Origin of the sequence: Gardnerella sp. KA00255, from assembly GCF_049244095.1 — a bacterium.
Taxonomy (GTDB): Bacteria; Actinomycetota; Actinomycetes; order Actinomycetales; family Bifidobacteriaceae; genus Bifidobacterium; species Bifidobacterium vaginale_F.
On sequence record NZ_CP058374.1, the window covers coordinates 419,158 to 436,786 of the forward strand.

Here is a 17,629-nt window from a genome sequence, read left to right on the forward strand (position 1 = left end):
TCATTAAAAGCATTATTATTAACAGCACCATTATTCGCCGTATCAGTAGAACCCTCAGAATCAGGAACACCACCAGCAGAAGTTGGAGTATCAGCGACTTCGGAATTACTTACTGTTCCATAACCTTTTCTAATAGTGCGCAACGTAGCGAAAGCTGCCTTGCAATATCCGTAACCAGAATACAAAGCAAGAACTAAGGCAGCCCAAAGTAGGCTATACGCAATGAAATAGTAAACTAGCACCCAAGACGGTAAAGTATAATCCGTAGTTACAGCAAGAGGAGAAACAGGGAAAACAACCATAGAAATTCCGATTGATTGCGCAACAGTTTTGTACTTGCCAAGAGAAGAAGCGGCAATAACTTTACCGCCTTTAGCGATAACAATAAAGCGCAATAAAGTTATTCCAATTTCTCGTATTACAAATAAGACTGTAACAATCCACAAAATTTCAGAAAACATTGCAGCAATAATTAACGCACCAAGCATTAGAAGCTTATCAGCAATAGGATCAAGCAACTTACCTAATTCAGTAACCTGATTGTATTTGCGAGCCATCCAACCATCTAATTTATCACTTGAAGCAGCAACAACGAAAAGAATAAAAGCACCCCAACGCGAAGCTAAAGAATTGAAACCATAAGATCCAGATATCACATATAAGAATATAAAAACAATAGCAAGAAGAATACGAGCATACGTAACTATATTCGGTGCATAATTCCAGCCATGCAGCAAAGACATTTTATTGCTTTTTCTCATTTACCTACCTCCATGAATGCTACGGAATATGCCATAGCAAAAGCAAAAACTTGTTAACACTCTGTATTGAACCTAAAACTTAATTCTAGCAATGACCGCATAAATATCTATAGCAAATAAATATCTATAGCAAATAAATATCTGCAGCAAATAAACTTAAACTAAACTTAAACAGTAAATAACTACAGATACTAAATCGCTACAAATAGATACAGGTAGCTACAGGTAGCTGCAAATAGCGCTAACTTATAGATTCAGATTCTCCGCGTATAAATGCCAAAACTTTTGGCAAATCTTCCGGCTGAACCAAAACTTCGCGAGCTTTAGAACCTTCAGAAGGACCAACGACGCCTCGAGATTCAAGCAAATCCATCAATCGACCTGCTTTTGCGAATCCAACACGCAACTTTCGCTGAAGCATTGAAGTGGAACCGAACTGCGAACCAACAACAAGCTCAGCAGCCTGGAGCAATTCGTCCATATCGTCGCCAATATCGCTAGTTTTAAGCTTGTTTTGAGCTTGAGCATCCGCTTTTTGAGCCATTTGCTCAATATCTTCACGATACTTTGGCTTGCGCTGCGTGCGAACATATTCCACAGCTTTACGAATTTCAGATTCACTCACCCACGAACCTTGCACACGCTGAGGCTTAGCAGCACCCATTGGAAGGAACAAAGCGTCTCCTTGACCAATCAAGGTTTCTGCGCCAACAGTATCGAGAATAACCCTTGAATCAGTAGCAGATGAAGTAGCAAAAGCCAAACGAGAAGGAATATTTGCCTTAATTAAGCCTGTTACAACGTCAACAGACGGACGCTGAGTAGCAAGAACCAAATGCACGCCTGCAGCTCGAGCAAGCTGAGTAATACGCTGAATAGAACTTTCAACATCGTTCTTAGCAACCATCATCAAATCAGCCATCTCGTCTACAACCACAAGCAAATACGGATATGGAGCAACTTTTCGATTAGAACCAGCCGGAGCATGAACTTTTCCTTCACGAACAGCCTTATTGAAATCTTTAACATGGCGGAAACCGAAGAATTGCAAGTCGTCGTAACGAGCGTCCATTTCTTTAACAACCCACTCAAGAGCCTGAGCAGCCTTCTTAGGATCCGTAATAATCGGCGTAAGCAGATGCGGAATGCCAGCGTAGGCAGAAAGCTCAACGCGCTTAGGATCGACCATAATCATGCGAACTTGCTCAGGAGTTGCCCTCATAATAATCGAAGTAAGCATTGAGTTAATAAAACTCGACTTACCAGATCCAGTAGCACCAGCAACAAGCAAATGCGGCATTTTATCGAGAGCTGCCGTTACGAAATGACCCTCAACATCTTTTCCAACGCCTGTAAGCATAGGATTAGGATCATTCATAGCTTTTTGCGAGCGCAGAACATCTCCCAAATGCACAATTTCGCGGTCGACGTTTGGAATTTCAATACCAATAGCAGACTTTCCTGGAATTGGAGACAAAATACGCACATCCGTACTAGCTACAGCGTATGCAATATTTTTTTGCAAATTCGTGACTTTTTCAACCTTAACTCCAGGACCAAGCTCAACCTCGTACTGTGTAACAGATGGGCCTCTAAGGAATCCAATAACGTGAGCATCTACGTCAAATTGCTCAAAAGTGGAAGTTAGCGCGCGAATAACATTGTCATTAGCTTGAGTTCTTGCAACATGAGGCTTACCGTGAGCTAGCAAATTCATATCCGGAAGACGATAAGGCTTATTTTCAGGATCTGTTGAAGAGGCAGAATCACCAACGCTTGAATCTTTTAAGATTTTCGAATCGCTATTTTCTAAATCGCCTTCTTGAGATTTTCTATAACCTTCCATTTTTTCTTCTGGAATAGCACCCCAAGGATCTTCTGATGCTGAAAGCGGCATAGAAGTTGTTCCGCCAATATTTCCCATATTTCCAGCATTTCCCATAGAACTCATAGGAGCTTTAGGAAACTCATCAATACTCATTGTATTGAAATGATTTGCGCTAGAAGGACTAGATAAGTCAGATGAATCAGTAGAATCATGAGAATCGGAATGCCCTGAAGAAACAGAGCGACCTGAAGAATTACTACTTGCTACTCTTCTAATCGGAGCAGCAGATTCTTCATTAGCGTTTCCATGAACAGAAGCCGCAGAATCAAAAGCATCGTCTCCAGCATATTTATCTAACAGCTCTTTACCATTATCTTTGCGCTTGTTTTTAAACAGTGAATTAATCCACTTCAATAATGGAGATTGATTTTCAACATTTTTCTCATCATTTCCATCATGTTTTGGTACGCCTTCAGCAAATTCCAAAGAATCATCGTTTTCTTCAGAATTCAGCTCATTTGAATCTTCATCAAGTTCACTATTAGATGAACTAGAAATTACCCTGGAAGTATTGGAATTATTAGACTTATTAGACTTATTCGATAACTTATTTTCAGAACTTTTTTCAGATTTACTATCAGATTTATTCTCAGAATTTTTTGCAAGCTTAAATGAATGATTCTTGATAATAGAAGCAAAGAAGCCAAAAACATCCGTTACATGCAATCTTGAAATTAGCAATAACGAGAAAACAAATATAAGTATAAAAATCACTAATGCGAATGTTTTAGATAATCCCAACGAAAGAGGCGAACCTAATGCAAATCCAACTAATCCGCCAGCTTTTTGCAAATCAACTATGTTAAAAGCATCTTTATTTGGAACTAAAAGAATATCGATAATAGAGCAAATGGATAACAGTACAAGTAAAAATCCACCTATAACTCTCGGATTACCAGATCCAGAACCACTGTTTCTCATTAACCTAACAGCTATTACAGCTAACCAAACAGGCAATACGATGCTCATCATGCCTAAAACGCTTGAGGCTATAATATGCAGCCAAACTCCAATACAGCCTTTTACTCTAAACCATTCAGAAGCACAAAATAGCACTGAGAATACAAGCATTATGAAGCACAAACCATCTCTTCTATATGCTTCATCGTACTCACCTACACCAAAAATAGAGCGAACAACTTTACCGATAAGTCGCGGTATAAAAAGCAGCATTTTCTTCCACCATATTTCATTTGATGACTCTTTACCCGCCATATGCTGCTCCTTAAAACAGATAATTAGAAAATTACCAACCTTTTATATTTTACTCAGATAAGTGTTAATTCCCAAAAACAAATAAAACAAAACTAAAAACAAATACAAAAACAAAAAACGGCCGATATTTATCAGCCGTTTAAGTGGGGTGGCTAACGCGGCTTGAACGCGCGACCTTCTGAACCACAATCAGATGCTCTACCGACTGAGCTATAGCCACCATGTGCATGAAACATAATGAAACACAACGAATCACACAACAAAGGGATACTATACACTATTTTTTATTTCCACGCTAGTCCACTACTTTTCGGCGCGTCGCTATTAGAACACATAAATTCAATACTCAATGACACAATAGGCTTATGAGTTCTTACGATTACGCGCAACAAAGCAATTCAAACACCCGCATTTTTGGCTCAATCACGCAAAAAAACAACACTACTGCCTTACTTCTTGGCTCCGGTGAACTAGGTAAGGAAATTGCGATTGAACTTATGCGATTAGGCGTACGCGTGTGCGCTGCAGATAGCTACGAAAACGCTCCAGCAATGCAAATAGCTCACGAATATTACGTGCTAGATATGTCGAACCCGCAAGAATTGCAAGAACTTATTTCAAATGTAAAGCCTGACATTATCATTCCAGAAGTTGAAGCTATTGCTACTAAAGTTTTGAAAGATGCTGCTAAAAAGAATATTCAAGTCGTTCCTAGCTCAGATATTGCCGCGATTGCAATGGATCGCGAGCGCTTGCGTAGGATTGCGCACGAAGATTTAGGACTACCTACTACACCGTATCGTTTTGCTTCATCATATGAAGAATTAGAGGATGGAGCTAAAAAAGTTGGATATCCTTGTGTAGTTAAGCCTATTATGAGCTCTTCTGGGCACGGTCAGTCAATAGTTCGTAGTTCTGAAAATTTGCTTGCAGCCTGGAATGAAGCTCAGCATGGCAGGCGTGCTGCAGCTGGTCATGAAAATGAGTGTTCACGCGTTATTGTTGAAGCTTTAGCTCCGCTTGATTATGAGCTTACAGTACTCACAATAAGCTCTTGCGCAGGAATTACTACTTGCGAGCCGATTGCTCAGCGTCAGCAAGACGGGGATTATAGAGAATCTTGGCAACCTGCGAATATTCCTGAATCAATTCGCACTAATGCGAAAGATATTGCAAAGCGCGCTGTAGAAGGTTTAACTGATATTGCGCAAAAAGCTGGCGAAACAGGTTTTGGCGTTTATGGAGTTGAGTTATTCGTATTAAAAGATGCCTCACTATTATTTAACGAACTTTCACCTAGACCACACGATACCGGCATGGTAACTATGATTTCGCAATATTACAGCGAGTTTGCATTGCACGCATTGGCTATTTTGGGAGTACCAATTACATCTAACTATACAGAGCTTTCTTTGAAAAATAATGAAGTTGCGGCCAGCCATGCAATTGTTATAAATGGGAATGGGCCAATCGGATTTACTAATATTCCTAAAGCTCTTGATACAACACAAGTAGATCAAGATAGCACAGAAAATCAAAAGACTTCAGAAAATCATGATGGCGAAGAAAAAAATAGTGAAAACATGCGTTTAGGTTTGAGAATCTTTGCCAAGCCTGAAGTTCATGGTCGAAGAAGAATGGCTGTAGCATTAGCTACTGGAAAAAACGAAAATAGCGCACGCTTAAATGCGACACGCATCGCATCTTTGCTACAGACAAAATAAACATATGTTAAAGACGTTGGAAATAAAGGAATATTTAAATTTGCAAATCGCTGATTTTCAATAATTTTCAATGTTTACGTAATAAAAATGTAGGTAACAATTGTTAGTCTAAACGTGCTGGCTACGGTCAGGTAAACCTACAAATATTGTTGGTTTGCGCCTACAACTATGTATGCACAAAGAGAGGCGAGTCAATGGAAAAACTTGACAAGTTGTATGAAGGCAAAGCCAAAAAACTGTATGCTACCGATGACACCAATGTGCTCTGGGTTGAATATATGAACCAGGCTACTGCTGGTAACGGTCTGAAAAAGGCTCAAATCGCCGGTAAAGGCAGTTTGAATAACAGGATTACTTCCCTACTATTCCATCTGCTCGAGGCTCGTGGAGTAAAAAGTCACTTCCTCGGACGTATTTCAGATACAGAACAACTCGTGAAGCGTATGCGCATGTTCCCACTAGAAATCATAATGCGCAATACTGCAGCTGGATCCTTCGCAAAGCGTTATAACGTTAAAGAAGGAACTCCTTTGAAGAAGCCATTATTGGAATTCTGCGTGAAATCCGACGAACTTGGCGATCCATTTATTAATCCTGAAGGCGTTGTAGCTCTTGGATTAGCAACAGATGAAGAGATGGCAGAAATTACTCGCCAGGCTCATGCTGTTAATGATGCATTGCTTGATGTTTTCTCTAAGATTGACGTTCAACTTGTTGACTTCAAGATTGAAGAGGGCGTAGACGCGCAAGGAAATATTCTTCTTGCCGATGAAATTACTCCAGATACTTGCAGACTTTGGGATAAGCGCAACTCTGACTCAGATTCTTCTCATGTAAGCCACTTAGATAAAGACTTATTCAGACGAGATTTAGGCGATATAATCCCAGCCTACGAAGAAATCTATAGCAGACTGAAATCTCTTGCTCAAAGCGAAGGTTTGGATTGTGCTGAAATCAATCCAAACGAGTATGAAAAACACTAGATAATTTTGTGGCTCGCATCCTCAACTGGGTGCGAGCCATGTGCGTTCTTAAGAAGAACAAAAACTAAAAAACAAACAAAAAACTTAAAAATAAAAACTTAAAACAACAAAACAACAAAACAACAAAACAACAAAACTTAAAATATAAATAGAAGCAACAGGAATACAGCAAACAAATACAAGGCAGGTTCACCGTGGTATTTCGCGTGTATGTAGAAAAGCGATCCGGTTTTGCAGTAGAAGCGCAACAACTTCTCCACGAGCTTAAAGAAATTCTTGGTATGAGCGCGTTAACTTCAGTGCGCGTAATTAACAGGTATGACGTTGAAGGTATTTCGCAAGAATTATTCCAAACAGCAGTTCAAACAGTATTAAGCGAACCTCCTGTTGACAATACTTATGACTATCTTCCTATTAATACGTCTGAACACGTATTTGCAATAGAATTTTTGCCTGGCCAATTTGACCAACGCGCACAATCTGCTAGCGAATGCATTCAGCTTATTAGTCAAGGCGAACGCCCTCAAGTTCGCAGCGCAAAAGTAATCGCTCTTTCTGGAAATCTTAGTGAAAAAGATATTGAAACAATCAAACACTATGTAATTAATCCTGTAGAAGCACGAGAAGCGTCTCTTGATACGCTTACTACTCTTAAAACTGAAAGCATAATTCCTTCAGATGTTGAAGTACTTAATGGCTTTAACGATTTAGATGATTCAGGCTTAGAAGAATTCATTAATTCTCGCGGTTTAGCAATGGATTTAGCAGATGCAAAATTCTGCCAGCAGTATTTCCAAGAAGAACAACGAAATCCTACTATTACCGAAATTCGAGTTATTGACACGTATTGGTCTGATCATTGCCGTCACACGACTTTTGGCACTGAGCTTACCGATATTTCTATTGACGATAGCACTGTTCAAGAAGCATTTAACCGTTATCTTGATTTGCGAAAAGAATTAAATCGCGAAAATAAACCTATTTGCCTTATGGACATGGCAACTATTGGCGCAAAATACTTGAAGCATACTTGCGAGTTGAAAAATTTGGATGAATCTGAAGAAATCAACGCTTGCACAGTAAAAGTCAAAGTAGACGTAAACGGTCACGATGAGGATTGGCTGTTCCTATTTAAAAACGAAACACATAATCATCCTACAGAAATTGAGCCTTTCGGTGGAGCTGCAACTTGCATTGGCGGCTGCATTAGAGATCCTCTTTCCGGTAGATCTTACGTTTATCAAGCAATGCGAGTCACGGGCGCTGCAGATCCGCGCACTCCTATTAGCGAAACCTTAAACGGTAAGCTTCCACAACGCAAAATCGTAACTTCCGCTGCTGCAGGTTATTCTTCATACGGAAACCAAATTGGTTTGGCAACTGGCGAAGTTCATGAACTTTATCACCCTGGATACGTTGCTAAGCGCATGGAAGTTGGAGCAGTTGTAGCTGCTACCCCAGCGGATCACGTGCGCAGAGAAACGCCTAGCGAAGGAGATGTAATTATTCTTCTTGGCGGACGTACCGGACGTGATGGAATTGGCGGCGCAACCGGCGCTTCTAAAGCCCAAGATACGGATAGTATTGAAGAGTGCGGAGCTGAAGTACAAAAAGGTAACGCTCCTATTGAACGCAAACTACAACGACTTTTCCGTAGAAAAGACGCTTGCAGACTTATTAAGCGTTGCAATGATTTTGGCGCAGGCGGCGTTTCTGTTGCAACAGGAGAAATTGCGGACGGCTTGGTTATTAACTTAGATAAAGTTTCTAAGAAATATGAAGGACTTGACGGAACTGAACTTGCTATTTCTGAATCCCAGGAGCGCATGGCAGTAGATGTTGCTTCAAATGACGCTAACGAATTCTTGGAATACGCGCGCGAAGAAAATCTTGAAGCAGAAATTATTGCTACTGTTACTAAAGAAGCTCGAATGCGTATGACTTGGCGAGGAAAAACTATAGTCGACTTAAGCCGAGCATTCTTAGCATCAAACGGAGCTCCAAAACAGCAGATTTTGCATGTAGAAAGTGGAGAAAACTACGAAACTCCATGGCAGAATCAATCAGATTTGCCATTAGAAAAGCGCATGAACGCCTTAGTTTCAGATATTAATATTGCTTCAAATAAAGGCTTGTCTGAAAGATTTGATTCAACTATAGGTGCCACAACTGTTTTAATGCCTTTCGGTGGCGTAAATCAGCTTACTCCAGCTCAAGCTATGGTTGCTAAATTCCCGGTATTTGGTAAAACAAACACTGCTTCTGCAATGGCTTGGGGCTTTAATCCATACTTAATGGAAAAGAATCAATTTACTGGAGCTTATATTTCTGTTGTGGAATCTTTAGCTAAGCTTATTGCTACTGGTTTTACTCGCGAGCGCGCTTATTTGAGTTTGCAGGAATATTTTGGAAAGCCTCAAGATGTTCCTGAGCGTTGGGGTAAACCAGCTGCAGCAGTTCTTGGTGCATTAAGCGCACAAATTGATTTTGGTGTTGGAGCTATTGGCGGCAAGGATTCTATGAGCGGCAGCTTTGAGAATCTTGATGTTCCTCCAACTTTGATTTCATTCGCTGTTTCTACAGGAGATGCTCGTTTAACAGTTTCTCCAGAATTTAAGGGTGTAAATCATCGTGTTATTCGCATTTGCCCTAAATATAAATCTGATGGAATTACTCCAGAACGCGAAAGTTTCTTAGAAGCATTACGCGTTATGCAGAATCTTACGCAATCTAAAAAAGCTTTAGCTGCTTCTACTCCAGGTTATGGAGCGAGCGCAGAAAGCTTGTTTAAGATGACTTTAGGAAATCGCATAGGCGTTGTCTTGCAAAATATTAGCGACGACGATTTGTTCTCTAACGCATACGGATCATTCTTTGTTGAACTTGCAAACGAAGCCGATATTCCAGAAAGTTCCGAAAACGTTACTATTAGCGTTATTGGAACGACTTGCAAAGATTATTCCTTAACTTCTGCTTCTGGCGAATGCGTTGATTTAAACGATTTGCAGCAAGTTTGGGAATCTCAGATGGAAAACATCTTCCCTTACAAGCATGCTGGAAATGGAAAAGAAGCTAATCAGCAAGTTGCAACAATTAGCGCTAAGACAAGAGTTTCTAAGCATAATCACATGCGTTCTCACCGTTTGAAGCCGCTTTCTCATCCGCGCGTTATTATCCCAGTTTTCCCGGGTAATAATTGCGAGTACGATACTCAAGCTGCTTTTGAAAAAGCCGGAGCAGACGCTCATACGCTTATTATTAATAATTTGAGCGCAAAAGATATTGCACAGTCAGCTAAACAGTTGGTTGAAGAAATTAAGAAGAGTCAGATTGTAATGATTCCAGGCGGATTCTCTGGAGGCGACGAGCCGGATGGTTCTGCAAAATTCATTACAGCATTCTTTAGAAATCCTGCTGTTAGCGATGCGGTTCGCGATTTGCTTAATAATCGCGATGGCTTAATGCTTGGTATTTGTAATGGTTTCCAAGCTCTTATAAAACTTGGATTAGTACCATTTGGAGATATTGTGCCAATTGATACTGAATGCCCAACTCTTACTTTTAATACTATTGGACGCCATCAAAGCCGTATTGTTCATACTCGTGTAGCTTCAAATATTTCTCCATGGCTTGCAAATACGCAAGTTGGCGATGTTCATTCTGTAGCTATTTCTCACGGAGAAGGCAGATTTATTGCAACTCCTGAAGTTATGAGCGCTTTGATTGCAAATGGTCAAGTCGCAACTCAGTATGTTGACATCAATGGTCAGCCTTATATGGATCTTGATGTGAATCCGAATGGTTCTGTTATGTGCGTAGAAGGCATTACAAGCCCAGACGGTCGAGTTTTCGGCAAAATGGGTCATTGTGAGAGAAGCGGTGATGGCTTATATGTAAATATTCCTGATTTTAAAGCTCAAGATTTGTTCTCAGCTGGCGTGGAGTACTTTACTGCATAGTTAAAAATTAAAAGCTGTTAGCTGGTAGATAATTACTGCCAGCTAACAGCTAAAGAAAGTTGAATAAATATACAAGATTATTTTAAATAAAAGTGTCTTAATCATTGAAATATACTTGATTACGGGTGCTTATACAGTTGCTTATACTGTTACTTATGAAGTTGCTTAAAAAGTGACTGAAAATAGGGGGTGTAGATGTCTGCAGAGCTTGAAGATATCCATGAAGAATGCGGCGTTTTTGGCGTTTGGGGTCATCCAGATGCTGCAAGACTTACTTATTTTGGATTACATGCGCTTCAACATCGTGGTCAAGAGGGTGCTGGGATTGTATCTAACGATGATGGGCACTTGCACGGACACAGAGGACTCGGATTATTAACCCAAGTTTTCAGCAATGAAAAAGTTATGGATCGTCTTACCGGTAACCGGGCTATTGGTCATGTGCGATATGCTACTGCTGGTTCTGGAAGCGTTGATAATATTCAACCTTTCTTATTCCGTTTCCACGATGGAGACGTAGCTCTTGCACATAATGGAAATTTGACGAATTGCACTAGCCTGCGTAATTCTTTGGAAGATGAAGGCGCAATATTCCATTCAAATTCTGATACTGAAATATTAATGCATTTAATTCGTCACTCTAGTAAAGCAACTTTTATGGATCGCTTAAAAGAAGCTTTACAAACTGTTCATGGCGGTTTCGCTTACTTATTGCTTACTCAAGACGCATTAATTGGAGCAACTGATCCAAATGGTTTCCGCCCTCTTTCGCTTGGTCGTATGAAGAACGGCGCGTACGTGCTTGCTTCTGAAACTTGTGCGCTTGATATTGTGCGAGCAGAGTTTATTCGCGATATTGAGCCTGGCGAAATTATTGTTATTAATGACGATGGCTACACTATTGAGCAATATACAAAGCACGTTCAGCATGCAGTATGCTCAATGGAATTTATTTATTTCGCTCGCCCAGATTCTAATATTTACGGTATTAATGTTCATTCTGTGCGAAAGCGCATGGGTGCACGTTTGGCTAAAGAATCTCCTGTTGAAGCAGACATGGTTATTGGAGTGCCTAATTCTTCACTTTCTGCTGCTGCTGGATATGCTGAAACAAGCGGAATTCCAAACGAAATGGGATTGATTAAAAACCAGTATGTTGCACGCACTTTTATTCAACCAACGCAAGAATTACGCGAGCAAGGTGTTCGTATGAAACTTTCTGCTGTTCGCGGCGTGGTTGCAGGAAAACGCGTTATCGTTATTGACGATTCGATTGTTCGCGGAACTACTTCTAAGCGCATTGTGCAATTGCTTCGAGAAGCTGGAGCTAAAGAAGTGCATATGCGCATTTCTTCTCCTCCGCTTAAATATCCTTGCTTCTACGGTATTGATATACAAACCACAAAAGAACTTATTGCAGCAAAGCATTCAGTCGAAGAAATTCGCGAGTATATCGATGCTGATTCCTTAGCATTTTTGTCTTTAGATGGATTAGTCGAGTCGATTGGATTAAAAAAGCCTGCGCCTTATGGCGGTTTGTGTGTTGCTTACTTTAATGGTGACTACCCTACTGCACTAGACGATTACGGCGAAGAATTCTTGGCTTCACTTACTCCTGAAGAACGCGAACATTTGCAAGAAGTAAGAAAGCACAGTAAATACACACACGAAAATCTTATATAACTTAATAACTTAATAATTTAGTCGTTTACTAATTTAATTGTTTATCGCAATTTATAAATAAAAATAAAACTTAAGAAAATACTTATAACATAGTTATGAACATAGTTATGAAAGGAACCGATATGCCACACGCATATGAAGAAGCTGGCGTAAGCGTAGAAGCAGGATACGAAGTAGTACGTCGTATTAAATCTCATGTGAATCGCACGAAGCGACCAGGCGTTGTAGGTGGCATTGGCGGATTTGGCGGCTTATTTGATTTGGCATCTCTTGGTTACAAAGAGCCAGTGCTGATTTCTGGTACAGACGGCGTTGGAACCAAGCTTGTGATTGCAAAAATGATGAATAAGCATAACACCATTGGCATTGATTGCGTTGCAATGTGCGTAAACGATATTGCAGCTCAAGGTGCCGAGCCGCTTTTCTTCCTCGATTACATTGCGTGCGGAAAAAACAATCCTGAAATACTTGAGCAGGTAGTTTCAGGCGTTGCAGACGGTTGCGTGCAATCAGAAGCAGGTTTAATTGGCGGCGAAACTGCTGAAATGCCTGGAATGTACGACGAAGACGAGTACGATCTTGCAGGTTTTGCAGTAGGCGTTGCAGAACGTTCAAATATTGTTGACGGCTCCACTATTACTGCCGGCGATGTGCTTATAGGACTTCCTTCTTCAGGCGTTCATTCAAACGGATTCTCTCTTGTTCGCAAAGCTTTGTTTGAAGAAGCAGGTTTTAGCGTAGATACGAAGTTGGATGAGCTTAATGGCAAAACACTTGGTGAAGTTCTTCTTGAACCTACTCGAATCTACGTAAAAGCCTTGAAGCCACTTTTTGCTGAGCATCTTATTAAGGGAGTTGCTCATATTACAGGCGGCGGATTTATTGAAAATGTTCCACGCATGTACGCAGACGATTTGGCTGCAAAAATTGACACTTCAAGCTGGAACGTTCCACCTATTTTTGGCGTTATTGAAAAAGCTGGAAAAGTTGCGCACGCTGAAATGTTCAACGTTTTTAATATGGGCATTGGCATGGTTTTGGCAGTTGATGAAAGCCGGGCAAACGATGCAATGCGTATATTAAACGAGCATAATGAAACAGCTTATATTATTGGCAAAATGGCTAAGCGCGAAAACGCTGCAGTTGAGTTGCTATAAGTAAAAAATACGCAAAACAACAAATACGCAAAACAACAAATACGCAAAACAACAAATACGCAAAACAATAAGCAGCAAAATAGTAAGCAGCAAAATAGTAAGCAGCAAAATCTTAAAGCAATAAAGGATTAAAAATGAAAGTTTTAGTAGTTGGTTCTGGCGCTCGCGAACATGCTATTGCACACGCGCTACTTAAAGGAGAAAGCGTTGAAGAAGTAACTGTTGCTCCTGGAAATCCTGGTATTGCAGCAGATGGAATTCAAACTGCAAACATAAGTCAATCAGATCATGACGCTCTTATTAAGTTCGTTAAAGACAATAACTACGATTTTGCGTTCATTGGTCCTGAAGTTCCACTTATGAATGGCATAGTGGATGATTTTGAATCTCAAGGAATCCCAGCTTTTGGTCCAAACAAAGCCGCAGCTCAAATCGAAGGCTCTAAAGATTTCGCAAAAAAGCTTATGGCTCGTCACAACGTTCCAACTGCCTCCTACAAAACATTTGATGCTTTGGAACCGGCACGCGCATACGTTCTTGAGCATGGTGCTCCAATTGTTATTAAAGCGGATGGTTTGGCTGCTGGAAAAGGCGTTACTGTTGCTATGGATGAACAAACAGCAGTTGAGGCTTTGGAAGATATTTTCGTCGATCATCGTTTTGGTCAGGCCGGAGCAAAAGTTGTTATTGAAGAATTTTTGCAAGGTCAAGAGTTTTCACTTATGAGTTTTGTAAGCGGAACTGATTTTTGGGTTATGCCTATTTCTCAAGATCACAAGCGCGCTTATGACGGCGACAAAGGACCAAATACTGGCGGCATGGGAGCTTATAGCCCTGTTCCACAAATTAGCGACGAAACAGTTAAGCGTGCTATCGACGAAATTGTGCGCCCAACTGTTGAAGGACTAGCTAAGGAGGGTACGCCTTTTACTGGCGTGCTTTATGCTGGCTTAATTGATACAGCAACAGGTCCTAAAGTTATTGAGTTTAATGCTCGTTTTGGAGACCCAGAAACAGAAGTTGTACTTCCTCGCCTTACTTCAGATTTTGGTGCAGCTATATGGAATATTTTGCAGCATAAAAATCCTACTTTTACTTGGAAAGATAGCGGTGTTACGCTCGGCGTAATTATTGCTAGCGAAGGCTACCCTGGCACTTTAGTTACTGGAACTCCTCTTCCTCAAATTCCTGTTGACGAAAATCAAGGTCAGCACGTGTATTATGCAGGAGTAAAAAGCGATGAAGAAAGCGGAAAACTTCTTACTTCTTCAGGTAGAGTAGCTCTTGTGCAAGTGCATGGAGACGACGTAAAAGACGCTCAGAATAACGTCTACAGCATATTAGATAAGCTTAATCTTCCGCATATGTTCTTTAGGCATGATATCGCATCTAAAGCTTTAGAATAAAAGACAAATGTCTAAAACAATAAAGCTTTGTCTTTAGAACAATAAGTCTTTAAATAAGTCTTTAAATAATGCTTTAAATAATAAGGCTTTAGGATTTTAAGTAATTAGAATTCTAAAGCCTTAAAAAATAGTTACACGCCAAGTAACGCACTAAGTTACGCTCTAAGTCACATGCCAACGCACACGCTAAATTACACGCTAAATTACACGCGCAACTTACATATCACGCGTCTTTTTTATGCCCACTTTGCAAAGTTTTCACCATTTCTAATAATTGCTTAGGCTTCGTTTCAGGCAAATAAGAGTTTGTGACAGCTAGCGAAATTTGAGCTAATTTTGCAGAATCCTGATAACAAATATACACAGGACTTGCATCAGGCTGGAATTTCTTTTTGAAGAAATACAGGGATTTAAATCCATACGCAGGCTCCAAAATATCTGAAACCATTGTTAGAGCATGCTTTATTATGTCATTATCTTGAGCGTTCTGCGGCATTGATTTATCGCCATTATCCGCATCATCCATTCCAGCTAAAGGCGCTGCCGACAAGCTCATAAATTCAATTGCAGAATCTGGGTTATCTATCCCCTCATCACGCAATCTTTCAGCCATTCTAGCTATAAGAAATTCCATGATTCCATTAGGACTATCAGTACGATGTCTCATAAAATCAAGAGTCCAACCAACAACCTTATTATTTTTATAAACAGGCATCCAACTTGTAACGCCCAAAACGCGATTATGCAAATCAATAGCGTAAAGAATCATAACTCTAGGGTCTTGTAATTCTTCAATTCCACCAAGAGTAAATTTCATCTCAGGCAACGCTTTAAGCTCAGCCCATTCTTCAGAGATCTCAACAATTTGCTGCTTAATATCAACTGGAGCACTGTCAAAGCTGCTTAAAATATCAGTAATGCCTTCTCGCTTAGCCTTATTAATAGCAGTGCGAATATCCTGCCATTTTTTGCCACGCGTCTGCCAACCGCTTGGATTAACAAGCATTTCTGTACCGACTTTAATAGAATAGAATCCCAATTCTTCCAATACTTTACGCTGATTTTCATGAACAGCATAGAACACAGGAGTCCAAGAATTATTCTCGCAGAATTGTATGAATCCACGTAAACTTTGATTATATTCGTTTCTTTCTCCGAAAGGACCAGTAAGAGTAAGAGCTATTCCATATTTCACACGGTAAGCGATTCCCGATTTTCCACTTGAAGAAAACCAATAATGATTTCCAGACCAAGTGGTCATAAAACTCATGCTTTCTCCGCCAAGCTCCACTAATTTGCTTGCTTTCTTACGATCTTCTTCGCTTAAAACAATCATAGTTCTAAACCAACGTAAGCAAACCAATAGCATAACAATCCAGAAAATTACGCCTACGCCTTGCATAATAACAGAAGTTAGAATTGTTTTTGGCAAAAGCATAACTCTAGTTCTGCTGCCAAATCCCATTGGCATCCATCTTCCTGGAAGATCACTTAACAAGTGATATAAACTAGCTTTCGGTAAGAATTTTTTAGGCATCAATAAACCGTAGGAAATATACCCTGCAGCAGTTATTAGCAAAGTGGACAAAATAATAACAAGTCCAATTATGATCTGACGTTTATCTGTTTGAATTGGGAAATGCTTAATACTTAATGCCAAAGAAATTGCAATAAGAATAGGAGGCAATGCAGTTAACGCAAACGCTACAGTAACAGCACTATACTTATGATGCGCGCTTTGCAAATATATAAGCAAAGGCAAAATCGTAAAGTATGTTATTACAAATATTGCAGTAATAGCATTAACTATTATTGCTGTCCATGCTGCGAGCCGTCTTCCATGAAGCAAACCCCAAGCTATTAAAAGCATTACAATCATTGGCAATGCTGCGCGAACTAATAATCCTGTAAAAGCAGCATGCTGTAAGCCAGAATGAAGTATGCAATTAGCTGAAGTTGAATTCGTCATGCATCTAGTAAGCCACGATTTGCCATCTAATTCTGGAGACATAAACAAACCAAGCATAGTTAGTATGCCTGCATGAGATTTAGACGAAAGAGCCAGAATAGGTCCGATTGCCATAACTACTTGTGTTATTGCAAACAGTCTTCTAACTTCGTAATCAGTACCATGCCACCAACTATTTGACTTATTTTCTGAAGAATGAGTTATAAGCTTTCCAATAGCATGACCGCTTAAAGCAGCAAACATAGTGCAATAATCCCCTGGATTGCCACTGTATAGCATCATTGCAAAAGTTATAGTGTAGCCGAGCACCAACATTCTTCTTCGCAAAAGAATTGACTTATAAGAAGCAGATGCCATAAACACGCCTACTAATAACGTGAATGGCGAAAGATGTATAGGTATTCGTCTAATCCATCCTAAACTACTGATTATTGCAGAAAGCCCGCCTATAAGAACTAAGCCAAATATTATTCCAAAAATAGTGCTAATAATTGAAATCCAAAGCATGCGAAGTTTTCTTATGTGATTTTCTGCTAAACCAATCAATATGATTGCAAGAATCGCATTCACTATAAGAGACAAAAAACTATCGACGTAAATAAGCGTTTTTAATAGTTGTGAAATAAGTATAGGAATATTATTGTGCCCAAAGAATAAAGCACTTCCTATTTTCGGCTTTTTATAAAGAAATAATTTAGAAAGAGTTGCCTCAGGGCCATGAACGTATAAGTGCGTTATTGAAGTCGAAATCCAATTAACTACATTGAGAATAATTAAAATTGCAGCCGTATAAGTTGCAAGAACACGTTTTTTAATCCATACAAGCATGTCCTTATACAGAACTCTCATATGGTTAGATTGTGGTGAGGAAGCGCGTTTCATAA

At 39.9% G+C, this 17,629-nt stretch carries 8 protein-coding genes, 1 tRNA gene and 1 pseudogene; 6 read left to right on the forward strand and 4 right to left on the reverse strand.

The genetic code is table 11. The features are described 5' to 3' along the window. Positions 1-149: 149 nt before the first annotated feature. The 3 genes and pseudogenes from pgsA to HXT51_RS01660 form a co-directional block, all read right to left on the reverse strand. A pseudogene (pgsA, locus tag HXT51_RS01650) lies at positions 150-761 on the reverse strand (CDP-diacylglycerol--glycerol-3-phosphate 3-phosphatidyltransferase); the annotation flags it as partial. Between the two features lie 241 nt (positions 762-1,002). Beyond that, a complete protein-coding gene (locus HXT51_RS01655; RefSeq protein ID WP_421776614.1) occupies positions 1,003-3,864 on the reverse strand; it encodes a DNA translocase FtsK 4TM domain-containing protein in 2,862 nt (953 codons plus the stop codon). A gap of 144 nt (positions 3,865-4,008) precedes the next feature. Beyond that, positions 4,009-4,084, reverse strand: a tRNA-His gene (locus HXT51_RS01660). A 145-nt stretch (positions 4,085-4,229) separates the two neighbouring features. Between HXT51_RS01660 and purT the strand changes: the two genes are divergently transcribed. The 6 genes from purT (at position 4,230) to purD (ending at position 14,776) form a co-directional block, all read left to right on the forward strand. After that, a complete protein-coding gene (purT, locus tag HXT51_RS01665) occupies positions 4,230-5,588 on the forward strand; it encodes a formate-dependent phosphoribosylglycinamide formyltransferase (RefSeq protein WP_421776615.1) in 1,359 nt (452 codons plus the stop codon). A gap of 194 nt (positions 5,589-5,782) precedes the next feature. Continuing rightward, the gene (gene purC, locus HXT51_RS01670) at positions 5,783-6,571 is read left to right on the forward strand and encodes a phosphoribosylaminoimidazolesuccinocarboxamide synthase (RefSeq protein ID WP_415692088.1); all 789 of its coding nucleotides are present in this window, start codon (positions 5,783-5,785) and stop codon (positions 6,569-6,571) included. A 194-nt stretch (positions 6,572-6,765) separates the two neighbouring features. Next, complete coding sequence (locus HXT51_RS01675) at positions 6,766-10,530, forward strand: phosphoribosylformylglycinamidine synthase (protein ID WP_421776616.1); 3,765 nt, start codon at positions 6,766-6,768, stop codon at positions 10,528-10,530. Between the two features lie 195 nt (positions 10,531-10,725). Then, a complete protein-coding gene (gene purF, locus HXT51_RS01680) occupies positions 10,726-12,213 on the forward strand; it encodes an amidophosphoribosyltransferase (RefSeq protein ID WP_421776617.1) in 1,488 nt (495 codons plus the stop codon). 122 nt (positions 12,214-12,335) lie between these two features. Then, positions 12,336-13,370 (forward strand): phosphoribosylformylglycinamidine cyclo-ligase, encoded by a 1,035-nt coding sequence (gene purM, locus HXT51_RS01685; protein ID WP_421776618.1) that lies wholly within the window; start codon positions 12,336-12,338, stop codon positions 13,368-13,370. Between the two features lie 134 nt (positions 13,371-13,504). Continuing rightward, on the forward strand, positions 13,505-14,776 hold the full coding sequence (gene purD / locus HXT51_RS01690; protein WP_421776619.1) for a phosphoribosylamine--glycine ligase: 1,272 nt from the start codon (positions 13,505-13,507) through the stop codon (positions 14,774-14,776). 223 nt (positions 14,777-14,999) lie between these two features. On the opposite strand, the gene HXT51_RS01695 is transcribed toward purD, so the two are convergent. Continuing rightward, on the reverse strand, positions 15,000-17,627 hold the full coding sequence (locus HXT51_RS01695; RefSeq protein ID WP_421776620.1) for a bifunctional lysylphosphatidylglycerol flippase/synthetase MprF: 2,628 nt from the start codon (positions 17,625-17,627) through the stop codon (positions 15,000-15,002). Positions 17,628-17,629 lie beyond the last annotated feature (2 nt).